The organism is Corynebacterium freneyi (assembly GCF_030408835.1).
GTDB classification, from domain to species: domain Bacteria; phylum Actinomycetota; class Actinomycetes; order Mycobacteriales; family Mycobacteriaceae; genus Corynebacterium; species Corynebacterium freneyi.
The window spans coordinates 754,640-773,458 of the sequence record NZ_CP047357.1 but is presented as its reverse complement, the minus strand read 5'-3'; the positions used below and the strand labels follow the sequence as shown (position 1 = coordinate 773,458).

The following is an 18,819-nucleotide window of genomic DNA, read 5'->3' as shown; positions in this document are numbered from 1 at the left end:
CCCCCTAGGGCAGCAGGTCGGCCACCGCATCACGCTCGGCGCGCAGCTCCGCCACATTGGCGTCGATGCGGGCGCGCTGGTAGTCGGAAATCTCCAGGCCCTGGACGATCTCCCACTTGCCGTCGACGGAACGGCACGGCATGCCGGCCACCAGGCCCTCGTCGATGCCGTAGGAACCATCCGACGGCAGCGCCACCGACACCCAGTCGTCGCCCGGAACGCCCTGCACCCAGTCACGCATGTGATCGATGGCCGCCGCCGCAGCCGACGCGGCCGACGAGGAACCGCGGACCTCGATGATCTCCGCGCCGCGCTTGGCCACGCGCGGAATGAAATCGTCGTCCAGCCAGGACTGCTCGACCAGATCCGACACCTTCTCCCCGCCGACCGTGGCGTAGGACACGTCCGGGAACTGCGTCGCAGAGTGGTTGCCCCACACGACGACCTTCTCGAAATCGCTCACCGTACGGTCCAGCTTGCCGGCCAGCTGCGACAGGGCGCGGCTGTGATCCAGGCGCATCATCGCCGTGAAACGGTCCGACGGGATGTCCTTCGCGTGCTCGTTGGCGATGAGCGTGTTGGTGTTGGCCGGGTTGCCCACGACCAGAACGCGGATGTCATCCGCCGCATGATCGTTGAGGGCCTGCCCCTGCGGGCCGAAGATCTTGCCGTTGGCCGACAGCAGCGCCGAACGCTCCTCGCCCTTGCCGCGCGGCTTCGCGCCGACCAGGAACGCCGCATTGGCGCCATCGAACGCCTTGTTCGGGTCATCGGTGATGTTGATGCCGCGCAGAAGCGGGAAAGCGGAGTCCTGAAGCTCCATCGCCACACCCTCGGTCGCGCCCAGCGCAGCCGGGATCTCGAGGAGGCTCAGCTCCACCGGGACGTCATAACCGAACACGTCGCCGTGGGCCAGACGAAACAGCAGAGAATACGAAATCTGACCGGCGGCGCCGGTGACGGCGACCTTCACGGGGGAAACGCTCACGGTGGTCCTTTCCTTGGATTCTGTTACGCGCTCAACGATATAGCCGGTTCGCCCGATGCGCAGATGGGGGAGGACACGGTCGGCGCGTGACGAATCTGGATAGCATGAAACGGATGGTGCCCGGCACTTCACTTTTTCACGGCCGAACGCCGTGCAGAACGGGCATATCACCCCCGATCACCGACGGGGCACCACCCGAAAATGCGGAAAGGCAACACATGAAGGCCTCAGGGAGCAGCGACGCAGTCCCCCACGCCGTCCTCGAGGCGGCTCTCGGCGAGTTCACCGCCAAGGGGTACGCCGACGCGCGCCTCGACGCCATTTCGTCGTCGTCCGGCGTCTCCAAGCGCATGCTGCACTACCACTGCGGCGACAAAATGGGCCTCTACCGCACGACCATGCATTACGTGCTCAGCTTGCTGCGCCCCGACCCCGAGGCGCTGCGCATCGACTCCGAGGTCCCCGTCGACGTCCTCCGCCACGTCGTCGGCGTCATCTTCGACCGCTTCGCCGACAACCCGTCGGCGGTGCGCTTCATCGCCCAGGAGAACATGCACCCCATCCTCCCACTGGAGGAATCCTCCGCCCTGGCCGAACAGTCCCCAATCGTCCTCGAGTTCGACCGCGTGCTGCTGCTAGGCCGCGACTACGGCGCCTTCCGCACCGACGTCTCCGCCCTGGACATCTATTACATCGTCGCGTCGATGGCCCAGTTCCCCACCCTCAACGAGCGCACCTTCCGCAACCTCTACAGCCTCGAACTCACCTCCGAGACGCTCATCGACCGTCTCCGCGAAATGGCCCGCGACGCCGTCACCGGGTTCCTCACCGCCTCGACGACCTGGCAGCACGGCAACTCCTACGTGACCACCACCCCGCGGCGGAAGGTCGTCGAGCCCCGCCTCGTCGACGAGGTCTACGCCGACGAGTCCCCCGCCCTCCTCGACGACCGCGCCGACGGCGACGTGGCGCCGACGTTCACGGACATGTACGACGACGGCGACGAGTAGCTTTCGAGACGACGGCCCGGCCCCACACGAACGGGGCCGGGCCGTTCTCTCTTTCGCCGCCGACGAACTTGCGGTTCGTGCCTCTGCTTCGGTTCTTCGCTTGACGACGATGGGACCGGGACGTCGTCAAGCCTCTTCCGATTGCGCTCGGCCTCGCGACGCGACGTACTCTTTAGTTCGACGTTCATCGAACTGGTGGAAGGTGTGCAGTGACCGCTCCAGCCCCCACGGCGCCCCCGCAGGCCCGGATGTCATTCCTGGATCGGTGGCTCCCCGTGTGGATCATCCTCGCCATGGCCCTTGGCCTCGCGATCGGCCGATTCTTCCCCGGCATCGGCGACGCGCTCGGCGCGATGGAGGTCGGCGGCATCTCACCGCCCATCGCCCTCGGCCTGCTGGTGATGATGTACCCGCCGCTGGCGAAGGTCCGCTACGACAAGGCCGGCGAAATCGCCGCCGACAAACGGCTCATGACCGTCTCGCTGCTGCTCAACTGGGTGATTGGCCCCGCCTTCATGTTCGCCCTGGCCTGGATTTTCCTCCCCGACGAGCCCGCCCTGCGCACCGGGCTGATCATCGTCGGCCTCGCCCGCTGCATCGCCATGGTCCTCGTGTGGAGCGACCTGTCCTGCGGCGACCGCGAAGCCACCGCCATGCTCGTGGCCATCAACTCCGTCTTCCAGGTGCTCATGTTCGGCGTGCTCGGCTGGTTCTACCTGCAGATCCTGCCGTCGTGGCTCGGCCTGGAAACCACCAGCGCCGAATTCTCCTTCCGGTCCATCGTCATCTCCGTCGTCGTGTTCCTGGGCATCCCGCTGCTCGCCGGCGTCGTCTCCCGCATCGTCGGAGAGAAAGCCAAGGGCCGCGACTGGTACGAATCGACTTTCATCCCCCCGCATTTCCCCGCTCGCGCTCATCGGCCTGCTGTACACGATCGTCCTGCTGTTCTCCCTGCAGGGCGAGCAGATCACTTCGCAGCCGGGGACGGTCGCCCGCCTCGCACTGCCGCTGCTGGCCTACTTCGTGGGCATGTTCTTCATCGCCCTCGCCGCCTCGAAGGCGTCGGGAATGACCTACGCCCAGTCCGCGTCGGTGTCCTTCACCGCCGCCGGCAACAACTTCGAACTGGCCATCGCCGTGGCCATCGGCACCTTCGGCGCCACCTCCGCCCAGGCCCTGGCCGGCACCATCGGCCCGCTCATCGAGATCCCCGTCCTCGTCGGCCTCGTCTACCTCATGCTGTGGCTCGGGCCGAAACTGTTCGCCGGCGACGCGACGCTGCCGCCGCGGTGACGTCCCCGAAACGGCGAACACGCGACAACGGCCCGGCCCCAAACTAACGGGGGCCGGGCCGTTGCCGCGTCGGCGTCGTAAAGCGAAAGCTACGCGCTGCGCTCGCCCGGCTCCGCGAGAACCAGCTCCGGGGCCGCGCCGTCGGTGACGCAATTGCGGTGGATGATGACCTGCGAGACGTCGTCGCGGTCCGGCACGTCGAACATCACCGGCACCAGGATCTCCTCCATGATGCCGCGCAGGCCGCGGGCGCCGGTCTTGCGTTCGATGGCCTTGCCCGCGATGGCGTGCAGCGCGTCGTCGTCGATGGTCAGCTCCACGCCGTCCATCTCGAAGAGGCGCTCGTACTGGCGGACCAGCGAATTGCGCGGCTCGGTGAGCACGCGGACCAGCGCGTCCTCGTCGAGGTTGGTCACCGACGCGATGACCGGCAGGCGGCCGATGAACTCCGGGATCAGGCCGAAGCGGATCAGGTCCTCCGGCAGCACCTCGCGGAACGGGTCGACCTCGTCGACGTCCGACTTCGAGTGCACGTCCGCGCCGAAGCCGAGGCCCTTCTTTCCGACGCGTTCCTGGACGACCTTCTCCAGGCCGGCGAACGCGCCCGCCACGATGAACAGCACGTTGGACGTGTCGAACTGGATGAACTCCTGGTTCGGGTGCTTGCGCCCTCCCTGCGGCGGCACCGCGGCGACGGTGCCTTCGAGGATCTTCAGCAGCGCCTGCTGCACGCCCTCACCCGACACGTCGCGGGTGATGGAGGGGTTCTCCGACTTGCGGGAAATCTTGTCCACTTCGTCGACGTAAATAATGCCGCGCTGGGCCTTCGCCACGTCGAAATCGGCGGCCTGCAGCAGCTTGAGCAGGATGTTCTCCACATCCTCGCCGACATAGCCGGCTTCCGTGAGGCTCGTGGCGTCGGCGATGGCGAACGGCACGTCGAGCTTCCGGGCCAGCGTCTGCGCCAGATGCGTCTTGCCGCAGCCGGTCGGGCCAAGCAGAAGGATGTTCGACTTCGACAGTTCGACGTCGTCGCGGGCGCCCTGCTCTTCGGCGCGGATGCGCTTGTAGTGGTTGTACACCGCAACGGCGAGCGTGCGCTTGGCGACGTCCTGGCCAATGACGTACTCATCGAGGAAGTCGCGGATCTCCGCCGGGCGCGGCAGACGGTCGCCGCTCTCCTCCGGCGCCGAGCCGACGTTGAGCTCTTCCTCGATGATCTCGTTGCACAGCTCGATGCACTCGTTGCAGATGTAGACGCCCGGCCCGGCGATGAGCTTCTTGACCTGCTTCTGGCTCTTCCCGCAGAAAGAGCATTTCAGCAGATCGGCGCTTTCCTGCATGCGTGCCATACTCGTGCGGCCCCTCTTCCCTGGTCGTCGTGTCGGCGGGAGTTCCTCCGGCGCGTCCGTTTCCGCGCCGTGCCGTGCGCCCGCTTTCGCGGCCTTTCCGGTGGCAACCCCGGATGCGGCGATGTCATTCCGCCGGGCCCGCGCCCTACCGGTCGTCGGCAGTCGAGGGCTCGATCGCACCCAGCCTAGCCGCCCGCCCGGATTCGGCCCACCAGCCCGCCTCCCACGGCGCGCCGCGCCCCTCGCCGTCGCTGACGCAGTCCCGCCGTCGTCCACCACCGACAACGCGAAAACCCGGCCCCATCGGGAACCGGGTCGAATGCGGATCAGTCGAGGAACGCTACTTGTTCAGCTTGCGGTACTCGAAGACCTGGTCGATGATGCCGTACTCCTTCGCCTGCTCGGCGGTGAGGATCTTGTCGCGGTCGGTGTCCAGGCGCACCTGCTCGGCGGTCTGACCGGTGTGGCGGGCCAGGGTTTCCTCCATGAGGGTGCGCATGCGCTCGATCTCGGCGGCCTGGATCTCCAGGTCGGACACCTGGCCCTGCACTCCCTGGGTGGCGGGCTGGTGGATGAGCACGCGGGCGTTGGGCAGGGCGGCGCGCTTGCCCGGCGCACCGGCGGCGAGCAGCACGGCCGCGGCCGACGCCGCCTGGCCCAGGCACACCGTGTTCACGTCCGGGCGGACGTACTGCATGGTGTCGTAGATGGCCATCAGCGAGGTGAACGAGCCGCCGGGCGAGTTGATGTACATGGTGATGTCGCGGTCGGGGTCCAGCCCCTCGAGCACGAGCAGCTGCGCCATGATGTCGTTGGCGGCGGTGTCGTCGACCTGCGATCCGAGGAAGATGATGCGCTCCTCGAAAAGCTTGTTGTACGGGTTCGATTCCTTCGCGCCGAAGCTGGAGTGCTCGACGAAGGACGGCAGCACGTAGCGCGACTGCGGCATCTGCATGTTGGTGCTCATCTCCATGTTCGTTGCGGACTGGTGCGTTTCGGGCTTCTGGCCGGGGTATTCGCGGTGCATTGTCGTGGCTCGCTTTCTGCGCCCGGCCTACTTGCCGGCGTCCTCGCCGCGGGCGACGTCGGCGGCGTTTTCGGCGGTGCGCTCGGCGGAGTCGTTGGCGGTCTCGCGGGCGTCCTTGAGGGAGGTCACCACGTGGTCGACGAAGCCGTACTCGAGGGCTTCGGCGGCGGTGAACCAGCGGTCGCGGTCGGAGTCTTCGACGATGCGCTCGAGCGGCTGGCCGGTGTGCTCGGCGATGAGGCGCGCCATTTCCTTCTTCGTCTGGGCGAACTGCTCGGCCTGGATGGTGATGTCGGAGGCGGTGCCGCCGATGCCGGCGGACGGCTGGTGCATCATGATGCGGGCGTGCGGCAGGGCGTAGCGCTTGCCGGGGGTGCCGGCGGACAGCAGGAACTGGCCCATCGAGGCGGCGAGGCCCATGCCGTAGGTGGCGACGTCGCACGGCACGAACTTCATGGTGTCGTAGATGGCCATGCCGGCGGTGACGGAGCCGCCCGGGGAGTTGATGTACAGGGCGATGTCACGCTCGGGGTCCTCGGCCGCCAGCAGCAGCATCTGGGCGCACAGCTTGTTGGCGATCTGGTCGTCGACCTGGTCGCCGAGGAACAGGATGCGCTCCTTCAGCAGCTTGTCGAACACGGAGTCGGCCGGGGCGTGGTTCTGGTCGCTCATCGAAAAAGGGTTTCCCTTCCATTTCGCCTTCGCCGCCGTTTCACGGGCGGCCCGCCTCGGGGGCGGGATCTCTCATTGAGGGTAACGAAAGGGACCGTCCCTTTGTTTCGGGACGGCCCCATGTTCGCTGTCAGCGTCGGAGCCGGGGTTCGGCGGCGCGCATCCCCGGGCCCGGTCCCCCATCGTCGCGGGTGGGCCGGGATCCGTCGGTGCTTTTTGCTTTGCGACGACCCCGGTTCCGCGTGGGGGTTTACTTCTCGGCGTCGGTCTCGTCGGCCTTCGCCTCGGCGTCGTCGGCCTTGACGTCGGACTCGGGGGCCTCGGCCTCACCGAAGAACTCGGCGACGTCGATGTCGTTGCCGTCGGTGTCCTTGACGGTGGCCTTCAGGATGGACACGGCCAGGGCCTTGCCGCGGCGGACGTCGGCGAAGAGGTTGGCGAGCTGGCCGGACTGCTGGACCTGCTGGATGAACTGGTTCGGGTCCATGCCGTAGGACTGGGCGGTGAACAGGATGTGGTCGGTGAGCTCCTGCTGGGAGACCTCCGGCTGCTCCTGCTCGGCCAGCTCGTCGAGGAAGAGCTGGGTGCGCACGGCCTCTTCGGCGGAGGTGCGGGAGTCGGCGTCGAACTGCTCGCGGGTGGTGCCCTGCGCCTCGAGCATGGAGTTCAGGACGGCCTCGTCGCCGCCGAACTGGCCGAGCAGCTGCTGCAGCTGGCCCTCGACCTGCTCCTTGACGACGCCCTCCGGCAGCGGCACCTCGGTCTTCTCGAGGGCGGCGGCGAGGACCTTGTCGCGGATCTGCTGGGCCTGCTCGCCCTTCTTGGTGGTCTCGACCTGCTTGGCCAGGTCCTCGCGCAGCTCGTCGATGGTGTCGAACTCGGAGGCCATCTGCGCGAACTCGTCGTCGGCGTCGGGCAGCTCGCGGACCTTGACGGACTGGACGGTGACGGTGACCTGGGCGTCCTCGCCCTCGTGCTCGCCGGCGACGAGCTTGGTGCCGAACTCCTTGGACTCGCCCTGGGCCAGGCCGATCACGGCGTCGTCGAGACCGTCGATGAGGTCGTCGGAGCCGACCTGGTAGGACAGGCCCTCGGTGGAGGCCTCCTCCAGCTCCTCGCCGTCGACGGTGGCCGACAGGTCGATGGAGATGAAGTCGCCGTCCTCGACGGCGCGCTCGACGCCGGTGAGGGTGCCGAAGCGGGCGAGGAGGTTGTCGAGCTCGGCCTGCACGGCCTCGTCGTCGGCCTTGAGGGCGTCGACCTCGACGGAGATGTCGGCGAAGTCCGGCAGCTCGATCTCGGGGCGGACGTCGACCTCGGCGGTGAACTCGACGAGCTCGCCGTCCTCCAGCTTGGTGACGTCGACGTCGGGCTGGCCGATGACCTTCAGGTCGTGCTCCTCGACGGCCTGGCCGTAGCGGGAGGGGACCATCTCGTTGAGGACCTGCTCGAGGATGGGGCCGCGGCCGATGCGGGCCTCGATGAGCTTGGCCGGGGCCTTGCCCTTGCGGAAGCCCGGGATCTGGACCTGCTGCGCGAGGGCCTCGTGGGCCTTGTCGAATTCCGGCTTGAGCTCGTCGAAGGGGACCTCGACGGTGATCTTGACGCGGGTGGCGCTCTGCTGCTCGACGGAGGACTTCACTGGTTGCACACTCCTGTTAGTAGATGTGAGTTAAATGATTTCACAGACCACGGGAGTGCCCGTGATGCTGGTCGGGGTAGCGGGATTTGAACCCACGGCCCCTCGCTCCCAAAGCGAGTGCGCTACCAAGCTGCGCCATACCCCGTTGTGAATTTGTCCCGCATCCCATCCCCCGCCGCGATCGGCCCGGCACGCCGTTGGGCGGTGCGGTCGGGTCGTCGTGAAGCGAGTCATGCGATGACGTCGTGCAGTCTACGTGGCCGCCTTTCGCGGGGCGATCACCGCCCCGGTTTAAGCCCGTGGCGCGTCGATTATGGCGGCGGGCGCGGGGTGCGCTATAGTTTCCCCCACGTTCACGTAGGGGCGCGTTTCGCTTTACGACGATGCCGCCGCCCCGGTTGAGCTGCGGGGATGTCGTATAGTGGCTAATACCTCAGCCTTCCAAGCTGAAGACGCGGGTTCGATTCCCGTCATCCCCTCCACGTGAAAACACCCTCCGACCGGCGTCGGAGGGTGTTCTTCTTTTCGGCGGGATCCCGGGACCCAGCGGTCGTTGCAACACCCCGGCACACCAAGAGAATCCTCCCCGCAATCCGTCACGGACATGTCACGACCGCTCACGACAGCGTGCCCGCGTCACGGTTTCATACAGCGTCGATCACAAGTCGGCGGCACTGTCCTTTCGGGTCTTTTGCCGTCGTGACGCGCAACTATTCTTGGCGGCATGGATCCCCGCATCATCGACAAGGACACCGGCGTCGAGCTGTGGACCGCCGCCGAATGCGCGGAGTTCACCGGCACCGCGCGCGGTACGTTCACCAGCTATGCGGGCCGCGGCAAGGCGCCGGTGCCCGCGACAAAGCTCCACGGGCTGACCCTGTGGAACTCCGACGACGTGCGCGAGTGGCAGAAGGGCCGCGAAGCGAAGCGCAAATAATCGGCCCGCTCTCCGGCCGGTCAGCCCGGGCGGACCGTCAGCCCAGGTAGTGGGCGGCGACGACGTCGGCGATCTCGTCGGCGTCGTTGTGGGCGACGAGCACGCCGTGGCCGTGACCCGGCAGCTCGATGAGCTCGCCGCCCATCGCCGCCTGCATCGCGCGGCCACCCGTGCCGGTCACCGCAGCGTCACGGTCGTAGTGGAGCAACAGCGGCTTCGATTCGAGGGCGTCACCGTTGAGCTCCACGGCCGCGCCCTGCCCCGGCCAGCCGAGGCACAGCTGACCCGACGACAGCGCGTCGGCGTTGAGGCGGAAGATGTCGCCGCCGGTGAACTGGTCGACGTACGTGCGGGGAATACGGGAGGGGTCGGCGGCGGTGACGTTGTCGTTGCAGATGATCGCCCGCTCGATGATTCCCATCGCCTCGGTCTGCGCGATCATGTCTTCCGGGGTCACGCCCTCGGGCAGTTCGGGGGTCTCCACCTCGCCGGTGACCACGGCGCCGGCGATGTCGGGCCACATGCTCTCCGAGTACGTCGCCGCGAAAGTCTGCTGCAACAGCACCGACTGATTGCCGGCGCCGGGGCGCAGCACGTTCGCCGCGAAGGAATGGCCGCGCCACGCGACGGGCAGGACGCCGTCGGCCAGCTGCATGAACGCCTCCGGGTCATCGGCGAAGGCGGCGGGCACGTCGCCCACCTGAGTCGGCGGCGGGTACACCTGGCCCGGCGCGCCGACCTCCTCGTTGATGCGCTGCGACCAGCGCGCGTACACCTGCAGGGCGGTGGTGCCCAGGCCGTACTCGTCGTCACGGTCGGCGATCCACTGGAACATCGCGTTGAGAGCCTCGCGGCGCCACGGCTCGCGCGAGTCTCCGAGCCGGAAGTAACGGTCCGCCGGATCGAGCGAGGAATCCAGCACCATCCGACCCGTCTTGTCCGGGAACAGGGTCGCGTACGTGCTCATCAGATCCGTGCCGTAGGACAGGCCGTAGAGGTGCATGACGTCCTGGCCGAGCACGTCGCGGACGTGGTTGAGATCGCGGGCGGTGTTCTCCGTGGTGATGGTCCCCGCGTACCCCGGATCGTTGGCTTCGCAAGAGGCGTGCATTGCGCCGACCTGCCCGGAGAGCAGACCCGTCATCGGGATGTCCGCCACGTTGCAATTCAGCGGGGTACCCCAGGTCAGGCCTCGCGGCTCGACGGCGATGAGATCGAAGTGTTCCCGGACGGCGGCCGGCATCTTCACGGCCTCGTCGGAGAACATGCCCAACGCGTCGCCGCCGGGGCCGCCGGGGTTGCCCGCGATGACGCCGCGGCGCTCCCCCGTCGCCGGAACCCGACTGACGGTGAGGGAAATGGTCGCACCCTCCGGGTCGGAATAATCGCGCGGCACGTCGATGTCGGCGCACACGGTGCCCGGCGCGGTCATCGCCGCAGTGGGGCACGCGCCCCAATCCAATCCGCCGAGATCGTCCGGACCAGCGGGGCCACCGGCCGACGCCTGCGGCACCGACAGCAGCGTGCCCGCCAGCGCGAGCGCCGTGACCGGGGCCAACGCCCTGCGGAAGAAGGACGTCCGGGACGACGGGGCCGATGAGGCTCGGCTCGCGGACCGGGCCTCGGCACCATGCTCTGCGGCGGAAGCGGCGCCGGATGCGGCGGCGGACGCCGCGCCGAATGCGGCAAGGGACGGCTTCTTCATGGGGCGCACGGGGATAAACACCTTTCATCGACTGCAACGAACGGTATCGAATCGCAACGCCGGCCGCACGCCGTTCAACGCGCGGTAATCAGGGCAAGAAGATCAGGGCACAGACCGCACCCGGTAGACGAGCACCGCACCGACGGCGGTGAGCGCTCCCGCGAAAACGTACAAGCCGGGGTATCCGCCGAGATTCGCCAACGCGAATGCGGCGAGCACCGGGGCGGCCATGTTCGGGCCGGCGACGGCGAGGTTCATGACGCCGACATCACGCCCGCGCTCGTCGGCCTTGGGCAGCACCTGGTTGATCAGGGCCTGATCGACGGCCATGAACACGCCCCACGACAGACCCAACAGCACCGCCGCACCGACGACCATGGCGAAGCTTCCGGCGAACGCCATGATCGCGCAAGCCCCGGCGACGCCCATCGACGACAACGCCACGAACGCCCGTCGCTTGCCCATCTTGTCGGACACCTTGCCCGACAGGATCGCCGTGACGATGACGCACAGCGCATACGCGCCGGTCAGGACGAGCACGCCGGCATCCGGGTCGGGGTGGCCGATGTGATCGCGCAGGTAATAGAACAGGTAGAACAACGCGACCGAGTTGCCCGTGGTCACCAGGAACCGGGCGATGAACACCCACGTGAAGTCGCGGTAGAGCCCTCCGGGCACCTCGGCGACGGCGGGCACCACGGCGTCATCGACCCCGTCGGCGTCGTCAAGCACCGGCGACGCAGCCGCCTGCGACCGCACCCGGGACACGTCGCGGAAGCCCGGCAGGAACTGGCCGATGAACACCAGCAGCAGCGCCGCGGTGACGATGTACGCCAGCCCCAGATCGAACACAGTGGCCACGACGGTGCCGAGCACCACGCCGAGGGTGTACGTCAGCCCCAGCACACCCGAGACCACGCCGTACTGATTGTCCGGCACCGTATCGGGCGCCACCGCCTGGGCCGCGTTGATCGACGCCGCGATGGCCAACTGGAACACCGCCCACCCGATGGTCAACGCCATGAAGCCCGGCGCGGCGCCGAGGAACACCAGCGACCCGGCCGCCGCCAGCCCGCCGAAGAGGATCCACGGGGCGCGGCGGCCCCACCGCGTGTCCGTGCGGTCCGACAACCACCCGGCCAGCGGGTGCCCGATGATGGAGAAGAACCCGCCGACCGCCATGAGCAGCGCGAACTTCTCCTCCTTCGCCCCCGGATGCCAGATGAGGATCTGCTGCGCCAACAACAGCTGCGTCGGCGCCGCCCACGAAATGTTCTGCCCCAGGTACAGCAGTCCGTACCGCACGATCCAGCCGGTGGTCACCGGCGTGCGTTGGGCGGGGTCGGCGGTGAAACGCCCGACGTCGGAGACGGCGCGTTCGGCGGAGCTGGCGCGTTCGGCGGAGCTCATCCCTGCGCCCCCTCCGCCCCCTCCGGCTTCGGCGGCTGCGCCCGCACGTTGGGGTCGGTGTCCTCGTCGGCGACGGGGTAACGCCGGCCCGCAGTGTAGCGCCGGTGCAGCTCCGGGGTGATCCGCCCGGTGCGGGCCAGCTCGGCCAGCAGGCGGCCCGACGGCTTCATCGTCCGCTCCTGCGTCTCGTAGTCCAGGTGGACGATGCCGAATCGCGGTTCTTCGCCGTCGGCCCATTCCCAATTGTCCACGAAGCACCAGTGGTACCAACGCTCGATGGACACGTCCGACTCGGCGATGGCCCGCAGGTGCTCCAGGATGAACCGCGGCCGGAACGACTCCAGCCTGCGGTCGGCGGCCGCGGCGTCCGGGTTGGCGTAGTCCCCGGCCGGATTCGGCTTTGCGACGCCCTCGTCCCCGCCACCGACCGACAGCTCCAGGTCTCCGAGATCGCAGGTGCCGTTTTCCGTGATCCACACCGGTCCGCCGAAACGCTCGTTCAGGTCGCGGGCGCATTCGACCAGGCCCTCGGGGTGGATTTCCCACCCGAGGTCGTTGACCGGGGCCCCGACGAAGGTGCCGTCGTCGAACTTGTCGACGGCAGTGCGCGAGTAGTAGTTCAGGCCCAGGAAGTCGTGGTGGCGGCCCGACGGCAGTCCACGCGCGACCTTCGCCCCGCCGAGCAGCGGATGGAACTTCCCCGCCAGGTGGGCGTCGGCGACGATGTCCTGGAACAGGTGCCGGTTGAGCCGCGTCAGGCCGCGGTGGATGGGGTTGCGCGGATTGCGCGGGGCGAACGCCCGGGCGTGGTGGGCGATGCCGACCTTCGCCCGGTCGCCCTGGATGCCGTGGATGACCTCGTAACCGCGGATGTGGGACACCGCCATGTTGCGCAGCACGGCCATCGTGTCGCCCCACGAGCGGTTGCCCGGCGGGCCCGAGCGGAACATGTGCGCCTGGGTGGCGTACACGTTCGGCTCGTTGACGGTGATCCACTCGTCGACGAGGTCGTCGAGCGCCCGGACGGTCATCTCCGCGTAGCGCAGGAAGGCCGCCGGCGATTCATCGGAGGTGAAGCCGCCGCGCCGGGCGAACCAGAGCGGATTGACGAAGTGGTGGAGCGTCACCAGCGGGCGGATCCCCTTGTCCCGCAGGTCGGCGATCTCCTCGCGGTAGCGATCGAGCACCGCATGGTCGAACTCCCCCGGCCGCGGTTCGATGCGCGTCCACTCCACGCCGATGCGGGCGATGGGCAGGCCCAGCGACGCCATGAGCTCGTTGTCCTCCCGCCACCGGTTCCAGTGGTCGGTGGCGCGCAGCGGAGTCGAACCGTCGGCGATGTTGCCGGGCTCGCGGGCCCAATCGAACCAGTCGTTGTTCTCGTCGCCGCCCTCGATCTGCCCGGCGGCCGACGCCGTGCCGATGAGCAGGCCCCGCAGATCGACGTCGTGATGCAACGGCTCCGCGAGCGGCGATGTGCGCGGCTGAGGATGGAGGGTTCGGTCATTGGCGGGCCAATTGGTTGACATGACGACACCCTATGTCACGCAACCTGTCGAATTCATGGTTTTCAAACAGAACGTTACGGGGTCCCGGGCGTCGACGGCATCGTCGTAAAGCAACCGAGTAAAACAACCGAATCTTTCGCGGAAAAATCCGCTCCCCCTGGAACGAATCGCGGCCCCGGCCCGTTGTCGATGATGTACCCCGAACAAAAATCACGTTAGGACCGTGACCCACCCGATGGATGCATTCCTCCTCATCGCCGTCGTGATCATCGGCGGCGTCCTCCTGATCCAGATGGCGCAGGGCCGCCAGAACAAGGCCATCCAACAGCGCGCCCACGACGACGTCGCCGATGCCGTGGCCGACGCCCGCCGCTGGATCGAACGGCTGGGATCGCAGGTGCTGTCCATCGCCGGCTCCGACACCGCCTCCACCCAGGCGATGGCCGACGCCTCCGAGCGGTACAACGCGGCGTCGGCGCAGATCTCCACCGCCAACACCGTCAAGCAGGCCCAGCTCGCCCGCGAATCCGCGCTCGAAGGCCTGCACTACGTCGCCGCGGCCCGCGAAATCATGGGCATGCCCGCCGGACCCGCGCTGCCGCCGCTGGAAGGCCAGCGATCCGCCGGATCCGTCACCGAACAGCGCACCATCGAACACGAGGGCCGGCAGATCTCCGCGTCGCCCGTGCCCACCGAACAGACCCCCAACTACTACCCGGGCGGCAAGGTCGCCGGACGCCCCGTGCCCGCCGGCTGGTACTCCGAACCGTGGTGGCAATCCGCCCTGCGCACCGGCATGTGGACCATGGGTTCCGTGCTGCTGTTCTCCATGATGTTCAACGGCATGGCCGGCGTCGCCTACGCCGCCTCCGACTTCGAAAGCGGCGTCGGCGACGGCTCCGAGGGGGTCGGCGACATGGGCGACGGCGACATGGGAGCCGGTGGCGACGGCGGCGACGGCGGCGACATGGGCGATGCCGGTGATGGCGGGGACATGGGCGGCGACATGGACGCCGGAGATGGCGGCGGATTCTTCGGCGGCGACGACGGCGGCTTCTTCGACGGCGGCATGTTCGGCGGCGACGGCGGCGGATTCGACTTCGACTTCTAGAGTCGTCCGCCGGAGTTTCCCCCGGTCACGCCCGCTCCGCAAACGACGACGGCGGCATCCCACATGACGTGGGATGCCGCCGTTCGACACCTGAACCGCAGACGCGGGGCTACTCCTGCTCGGGCAGGGCCGGGGCGATGCCGGTCTTCTCGTACTCGGCGAGGATGTCGATGCGGCGCTGGTGGCGCTCCTCCTCGCTCCACGGCTGGGCGACGAAAGCGTCGACGATGGCCAGCGCCTCCTCCTCGGAGTGCATGCGGCCGCCAAGGCCGATGAGCTGGGCGTTGTTGTGCTCGCGGGCGAGCTTGGCGGTCTCCACCGACCAGGCCAGGGCGCAGCGAGCACCCTTGACCTTGTTCGCGGCGATCTGCTCGCCGTTGCCGGAACCGCCGAGCACGATGCCCAGCGAACCCGGGTCGTTGACCGTGCGTGAGGCGGCCTCGATGCAGAAGGCCGGGTAGTCGTCGGCGGCGTCGTACACGTGGGCGCCGCAATCGACGACCTCGTGGCCCGCCTTTTCCAGGTGGTCCTTGATCAGGTTCTTCATCTCGAAGCCGGCGTGGTCCGCGCCAAGGTAAATACGCATGAGCCAAGCATAACCAGGCGCGGGGCGCGGGGGTGCACGCGATCGCCGCGGGTCCGACCGGGACGGCCGGGTCACCCCCCTCCCCCGATCTTCTCTCCTGACCAACGGCGTTCGTTCGTCCATTCGATGCAAAAACATAGCTGATCCGAATGGGCTGACAATCTGCGGTTGCTGCGGAAGTCGCAGCTCCGATCAGGCGGTCGCCGCGGGATCGGATCCCCGGCGCCTGGCGCAGCCACGGACGCCAACACGCATCAGGAGTGCATCATGAAGAAGTCCACCATCGCCGTCGGTCTCACCGCCCTGGCCCTCGTCCTCGCCGCATGCGACGGGTCGTCGTCGACGGCCGACGCCGCCCAGGCGGACACTGGTCCGGCCGACGCCGCCCAGGCCGACGCCACCCGGGAAGGCCCGGCCCAGATCGGCGACACCGTCCACCTGGGCGAGGCCGACATCACCACGTCGAACCTCCGCAACGCGGGCGTCGACGTCTTCGGCGACAATCAGGTGTGCGCCGACGTCACCGTGGTCAACGTCTCGGAATCCGACGTCGTCAGCCTCAACCCGTTCGATTGGAAGCTCACCGACACCAACGGCGTCATGCTGAGCACCGAGTTCGGCGGGGCCACCGATTACGACTCCGTCGAGCTCACCCCGGGCGGCAGCAAGTCGGGCACCCTGTGCTTCAAGTCGGACGCGGCGCCGGGCGAGTACACCTTGACCTACGAGAAGACCTTCAGCTTCACCTCGAAGCCCACCGAATGGAAGGGAGCGCTGTAGGTCGCCGACTCCCGGGCTGCGGCATGGGGGCGTAAAGTAGCTGGAGAACGCGTTTTTTCCAACCCCCGGCCCCGAGGAACCCCCGTGCATCGGCCCCCAGCAGTCCGCACCGTCCGCCACGACATCAATCAGAAGCCGTTCATCGTGATCTGGGAGGTGACGCGGGCCTGCGGCCTGGTGTGCAAGCACTGTCGGGCCGACGCCCAGCATGAGCCCCACCCGGATCAGCTGACCACGGAGGAGGGCAAGCGGCTGCTCGATGCGTTGTCGTCGTACGACAAACCGCTGCCGTTGGTGGTGTTCACCGGCGGTGACCCGTTCGAGCGGGCCGATCTGGAGGAGCTGACCGAGTACGGCACGGCGAAGGGTCTCAACATTTCCCTGTCGCCGTCGGTGACGCCGCGGTTGACGCCGGAGCGCATCCGGTCGCTGCGGGCCGCCGGCGGCAAGGCGATGTCGATGTCGCTCGATGGTGCGACCGCGACGACGCATGATGCGTTCCGCGGTTTTTCGGGCACGTTCGAAAAGACCGTCGAGATGGCGCCGGTGATCAACGAGGCCGGCTACCGCCTGCAGATCAATTCGACGCTGACCCGCGACAACATCGGCGAAGCCCCCGCCCTGATGAAGAAGGTCATCGAGATGGGGGCGAAGATGTGGTACGTCTTCTTCCTCGTGCCCACCGGTCGCGGCGCGGCGCTCAACTGCCTGTCGCCGGAGGAGCGCGAGGACGTGCTCAACTGGTTGGTCGACGTTTCCGACCGCATCGCCATCAAGACCACGGAGGCGCCGCAGTATCGGCGGGTGGTGCTGCAGCGGCGCGAGGCGGAGGAGACCGGCGCCCCGAAGTACGAAGGTGGGCCGCTTTACGACGAGCTGACCCGCAAGACCACCGAGCTCCTCGGCGAGCACCCGGCGAAGCCCCGCCCGCCGCGATCGCCGATGGCGGTGAACTCGGGTTCCGGTTTCGCGTTCATCGACCACATCGGCGACGTTTACCCGAATGGTTTCCTGCCGCTGCACTGCGGCAACGTGAAGGAAACGGATTTCCGGGAGATCTACTCCGAGTCGCCCGTGTTCAAGGAGTTGCGCGACCCGGACAACTGGCACGGCAAGTGCAGCGTCTGCGGGTTCCACAATGTCTGCGGCGGTTCCCGGTCGACGGCGTTCGCCCTGACCGGCGACTACCGTGCCTCCGACCCGACGTGCGTGTACGTCCCGCCGGCCTGGCACCCGGACGCCGGCGGCGGTGTCGACGCCAGCGCGGAGGCCGTCGAGCAGCGTTGATGCGGGCGTCGGGTCAGGTGTGGGGCCGGAGGCGGAAATGACAATGCGGAGGGGCCGGTTGGCCAATCCCTCCGCAGGTCAGCCTGTTAGTCGAACTGGGGGCTCTCGGTGCGCGACCGCTTCAGCTCGAAGAAGTGCGGGTAGCCGGCCAGCAGGATGGAGCCGTCGAAGATCTTCCCGGCCTCCTCGCCGCGCGGAATGCGGGTGAGCACGGGGCCGAAGAAGGCGGTGTCGCCGAGCTTGACCACCGGGGTGCCGACCTCGTCGCCGACCTCCTTCATGGCCTCCGCGTGGTTGTCGCGCATGAGCTCGTCGAAATCCGTGGTCAGGGCCTGCGCCAGGCGCTCCTCCGGTAGGCCGACTTCCGCGAGGGCCTCGGTGATCAACTCATCGAACGCGTGGGCCGGCTCGTCGACGCGCGCGTGACGGTCGATGCGGTCCTCGTCGTGGATCTTCGTGCCCAGCGCCGTGTAGAGCTTGTCGACGGCCTCCTGACCATCCTGGTCGAACACCGCATTGAACAGGCGCGCCGGAGTCCAGTTGCACTCCATCATGAACTTGTACTCTTCCGGCAGTTCCTCGCGGCCCTCGTTGAGAACCGACAGGCTCATCGGCTTCCACTCGACCTCGATGTCGCGGACCTTCTCCACTTCCTTGATCCAGCGGGAGGTGATCCAGCAGAACGGGCAGGAAACGTCGAAGTAAAAGGTGACCTTGTCTCGGGTGCTCACGTGAATTCCTCCTGAAGAGTTGATTGCCGAGTTGATTGCCGACGAGTTGCTTGACTCATCAACCAATAATCTCGTCACCGACTATAGGGAGGGATCTTCCCGCCCGCACACGCCTGCCGCGCGCCGGCACGAACGCGACACACCGGCCCGGCACTCACCCGACGCACGCGCCCGACACGAACGCGACGCCCGGCGCGGCCGACTACTCGGGGAAGGGCAGCCCCGTGGCCTCCAGCGAATCGGCGGCGGCCTCCAGGTACGCCGGCCAGTCGGCGTAGTCCAGGAACTCCGAACCGACCTCGTGGTCCATGGACACCAGGCGACCCGAGCGCATGTCCAGGCAGTAGTTGTTTCCGCCGAAGTCCATGACCAGCGGGATCCACGCCTCGTGGTACCACTTGCCCTCGGAGTCGGCGCCCTCCCCGTCGGTGTTTTCGAAGTCGTCGAACTCGCCGTCGGCCTGCAGCTTGGTCCACAGCTTGTAGTCGTTCAGGATCGACGCCGGCGCCGCGATCCAGCCACCGTCCCACGGCTCGCCGTCCACCGACCCGTGCCGCAGCCACGACGCCCGCACGTAATCCGGCAGCGTCACACCGAGGTCGGCCTGCAGCTGGTCCAGTTCCGCCTCCGTTGCGGGGGCTCCCAGGGCATCGTCGTCAAGCACTGCCTCGATCCGATCCCACGCCGCGTTGACCCGATCGACCTTGCCAGCATCATTGCTCAGTTCATTCATGCGGCAAAGTGTATTTTTAGTCGGCCCACCGCGCCACGGATGCCGAT

Annotated in this window: 15 protein-coding genes, 2 tRNA genes and 2 pseudogenes; 7 read left to right on the top strand and 12 right to left on the bottom strand. The window is 67.7% G+C overall.

Annotated elements, in window-relative coordinates; genetic code table 11:
- Window positions 1-4: 4 nt before the first annotated feature.
- Window positions 5-988, bottom strand: coding sequence for a malate dehydrogenase (locus CFREN_RS03520; protein ID WP_070520018.1), 984 nt, complete (start codon window positions 986-988; stop codon window positions 5-7).
- A gap of 218 nt (window positions 989-1,206) precedes the next feature.
- Between CFREN_RS03520 and CFREN_RS03515 the strand changes: the two genes are divergently transcribed.
- Window positions 1,207-1,998 (top strand): TetR/AcrR family transcriptional regulator, encoded by a 792-nt coding sequence (locus CFREN_RS03515; protein ID WP_070520020.1) that lies wholly within the window; start codon window positions 1,207-1,209, stop codon window positions 1,996-1,998.
- 248 nt (window positions 1,999-2,246) lie between these two features.
- Window positions 2,247-3,291, top strand: a pseudogene (gene arsB / locus CFREN_RS03510) (ACR3 family arsenite efflux transporter).
- Between the two features lie 89 nt (window positions 3,292-3,380).
- Here arsB and clpX read toward each other — a convergent pair.
- From clpX to CFREN_RS03485, 5 genes and pseudogenes are all read right to left on the bottom strand, one after another.
- Complete coding sequence (clpX, locus tag CFREN_RS03505; RefSeq protein WP_070520024.1) at window positions 3,381-4,643, bottom strand: ATP-dependent Clp protease ATP-binding subunit ClpX; 1,263 nt, start codon at window positions 4,641-4,643, stop codon at window positions 3,381-3,383.
- Window positions 4,644-4,983: 340 nt separating this feature from the next.
- The gene (locus CFREN_RS03500) at window positions 4,984-5,598 is read right to left on the bottom strand and encodes an ATP-dependent Clp protease proteolytic subunit (protein ID WP_141742902.1); all 615 of its coding nucleotides are present in this window, start codon (window positions 5,596-5,598) and stop codon (window positions 4,984-4,986) included.
- A 180-nt stretch (window positions 5,599-5,778) separates the two neighbouring features.
- A pseudogene (locus CFREN_RS03495) lies at window positions 5,779-6,342 on the bottom strand (ATP-dependent Clp protease proteolytic subunit); the annotation flags it as partial.
- A 250-nt stretch (window positions 6,343-6,592) separates the two neighbouring features.
- Window positions 6,593-7,984: a trigger factor gene (tig, locus tag CFREN_RS03490; RefSeq protein WP_070519098.1), complete on the bottom strand. Its 1,392-nt coding sequence runs from the start codon at window positions 7,982-7,984 to the stop codon at window positions 6,593-6,595.
- A 68-nt stretch (window positions 7,985-8,052) separates the two neighbouring features.
- Window positions 8,053-8,129, bottom strand: a tRNA-Pro gene (locus CFREN_RS03485).
- A 262-nt stretch (window positions 8,130-8,391) separates the two neighbouring features.
- Between CFREN_RS03485 and CFREN_RS03480 the strand changes: the two genes are divergently transcribed.
- Window positions 8,392-8,466, top strand: a tRNA-Gly gene (locus CFREN_RS03480).
- A gap of 242 nt (window positions 8,467-8,708) precedes the next feature.
- Window positions 8,709-8,921 carry a helix-turn-helix transcriptional regulator gene (locus CFREN_RS03475; protein WP_035123585.1) on the top strand — a complete coding sequence of 71 codons (213 nt, stop codon included), beginning with the start codon at window positions 8,709-8,711 and terminating at the stop codon, window positions 8,919-8,921.
- A 37-nt stretch (window positions 8,922-8,958) separates the two neighbouring features.
- Here the strand turns inward: CFREN_RS03475 and CFREN_RS03470 are convergent, their stop codons facing one another.
- The 3 genes from CFREN_RS03470 to CFREN_RS03460 form a co-directional block, all read right to left on the bottom strand.
- The gene (locus CFREN_RS03470; protein WP_209653830.1) at window positions 8,959-10,626 is read right to left on the bottom strand and encodes an alpha/beta fold hydrolase; all 1,668 of its coding nucleotides are present in this window, start codon (window positions 10,624-10,626) and stop codon (window positions 8,959-8,961) included.
- Between the two features lie 102 nt (window positions 10,627-10,728).
- On the bottom strand, window positions 10,729-12,036 hold the full coding sequence (locus CFREN_RS03465; protein WP_083291120.1) for an MFS transporter: 1,308 nt from the start codon (window positions 12,034-12,036) through the stop codon (window positions 10,729-10,731).
- A complete protein-coding gene (locus CFREN_RS03460) occupies window positions 12,033-13,565 on the bottom strand; it encodes a glycoside hydrolase family 1 protein (protein ID WP_209653833.1) in 1,533 nt (510 codons plus the stop codon). Before CFREN_RS03460 ends, CFREN_RS03465 begins: the two co-directional genes overlap by 4 nt.
- Window positions 13,566-13,779: 214 nt before the next feature.
- On the opposite strand from CFREN_RS03460, the gene CFREN_RS03455 reads away from it, so the two are divergent.
- Complete coding sequence (locus CFREN_RS03455; protein WP_035123589.1) at window positions 13,780-14,655, top strand: hypothetical protein; 876 nt, start codon at window positions 13,780-13,782, stop codon at window positions 14,653-14,655.
- Window positions 14,656-14,764: 109 nt separating this feature from the next.
- Here the strand turns inward: CFREN_RS03455 and CFREN_RS03450 are convergent, their stop codons facing one another.
- Window positions 14,765-15,241, bottom strand: coding sequence for a ribose-5-phosphate isomerase (locus CFREN_RS03450; protein ID WP_035123591.1), 477 nt, complete (start codon window positions 15,239-15,241; stop codon window positions 14,765-14,767).
- A gap of 267 nt (window positions 15,242-15,508) precedes the next feature.
- Here CFREN_RS03450 and CFREN_RS03445 point away from each other — a divergent pair, with 267 nt between their 5' ends.
- Both CFREN_RS03445 and CFREN_RS03440 read left to right on the top strand, forming a co-directional pair.
- Window positions 15,509-16,021, top strand: a complete 513-nt coding sequence (locus tag CFREN_RS03445; RefSeq protein WP_035123593.1) for a DUF4352 domain-containing protein — start codon at window positions 15,509-15,511, stop codon at window positions 16,019-16,021.
- A gap of 84 nt (window positions 16,022-16,105) precedes the next feature.
- Entirely contained in the window at window positions 16,106-17,308 is a 1,203-nt protein-coding gene (locus CFREN_RS03440; protein WP_052054442.1) for a TIGR04053 family radical SAM/SPASM domain-containing protein, read from the top strand.
- An 86-nt stretch (window positions 17,309-17,394) separates the two neighbouring features.
- Here CFREN_RS03440 and CFREN_RS03435 read toward each other — a convergent pair whose 3' ends face one another.
- Both CFREN_RS03435 and CFREN_RS03430 read right to left on the bottom strand, forming a co-directional pair.
- A complete protein-coding gene (locus CFREN_RS03435) occupies window positions 17,395-18,039 on the bottom strand; it encodes a mycothiol-dependent nitroreductase Rv2466c family protein (RefSeq protein ID WP_035123594.1) in 645 nt (214 codons plus the stop codon).
- 202 nt (window positions 18,040-18,241) lie between these two features.
- Window positions 18,242-18,772, bottom strand: coding sequence for an SMI1/KNR4 family protein (locus CFREN_RS03430; RefSeq protein ID WP_035123595.1), 531 nt, complete (start codon window positions 18,770-18,772; stop codon window positions 18,242-18,244).
- Window positions 18,773-18,819: the final 47 nt, after the last annotated feature.

Coding starts and splice junctions, on each gene's coding strand:
- CFREN_RS03430 (WP_035123595.1), bottom strand. CDS start 18,772: ATGAATGAACTGAGCAATGATGCTGGCAAGGTCGATCGGGTCAACGCG.
- CFREN_RS03465 (WP_083291120.1), bottom strand. CDS start 12,036: ATGAGCTCCGCCGAACGCGCCAGCTCCGCCGAACGCGCCGTCTCCGAC.
- CFREN_RS03515 (WP_070520020.1), top strand. CDS start 1,207: ATGAAGGCCTCAGGGAGCAGCGACGCAGTCCCCCACGCCGTCCTCGAG.
- CFREN_RS03470 (WP_209653830.1), bottom strand. CDS start 10,626: ATGAAGAAGCCGTCCCTTGCCGCATTCGGCGCGGCGTCCGCCGCCGCA.
- CFREN_RS03445 (WP_035123593.1), top strand. CDS start 15,509: ATGAAGAAGTCCACCATCGCCGTCGGTCTCACCGCCCTGGCCCTCGTC.
- CFREN_RS03475 (WP_035123585.1), top strand. CDS start 8,709: ATGGATCCCCGCATCATCGACAAGGACACCGGCGTCGAGCTGTGGACC.
- CFREN_RS03500 (WP_141742902.1), bottom strand. CDS start 5,598: ATGCAGATGCCGCAGTCGCGCTACGTGCTGCCGTCCTTCGTCGAGCAC.
- CFREN_RS03460 (WP_209653833.1), bottom strand. CDS start 13,565: ATGTCAACCAATTGGCCCGCCAATGACCGAACCCTCCATCCTCAGCCG.
- CFREN_RS03455 (WP_035123589.1), top strand. CDS start 13,780: ATGGATGCATTCCTCCTCATCGCCGTCGTGATCATCGGCGGCGTCCTC.
- CFREN_RS03450 (WP_035123591.1), bottom strand. CDS start 15,241: ATGCGTATTTACCTTGGCGCGGACCACGCCGGCTTCGAGATGAAGAAC.
- clpX (WP_070520024.1), bottom strand. CDS start 4,643: ATGGCACGCATGCAGGAAAGCGCCGATCTGCTGAAATGCTCTTTCTGC.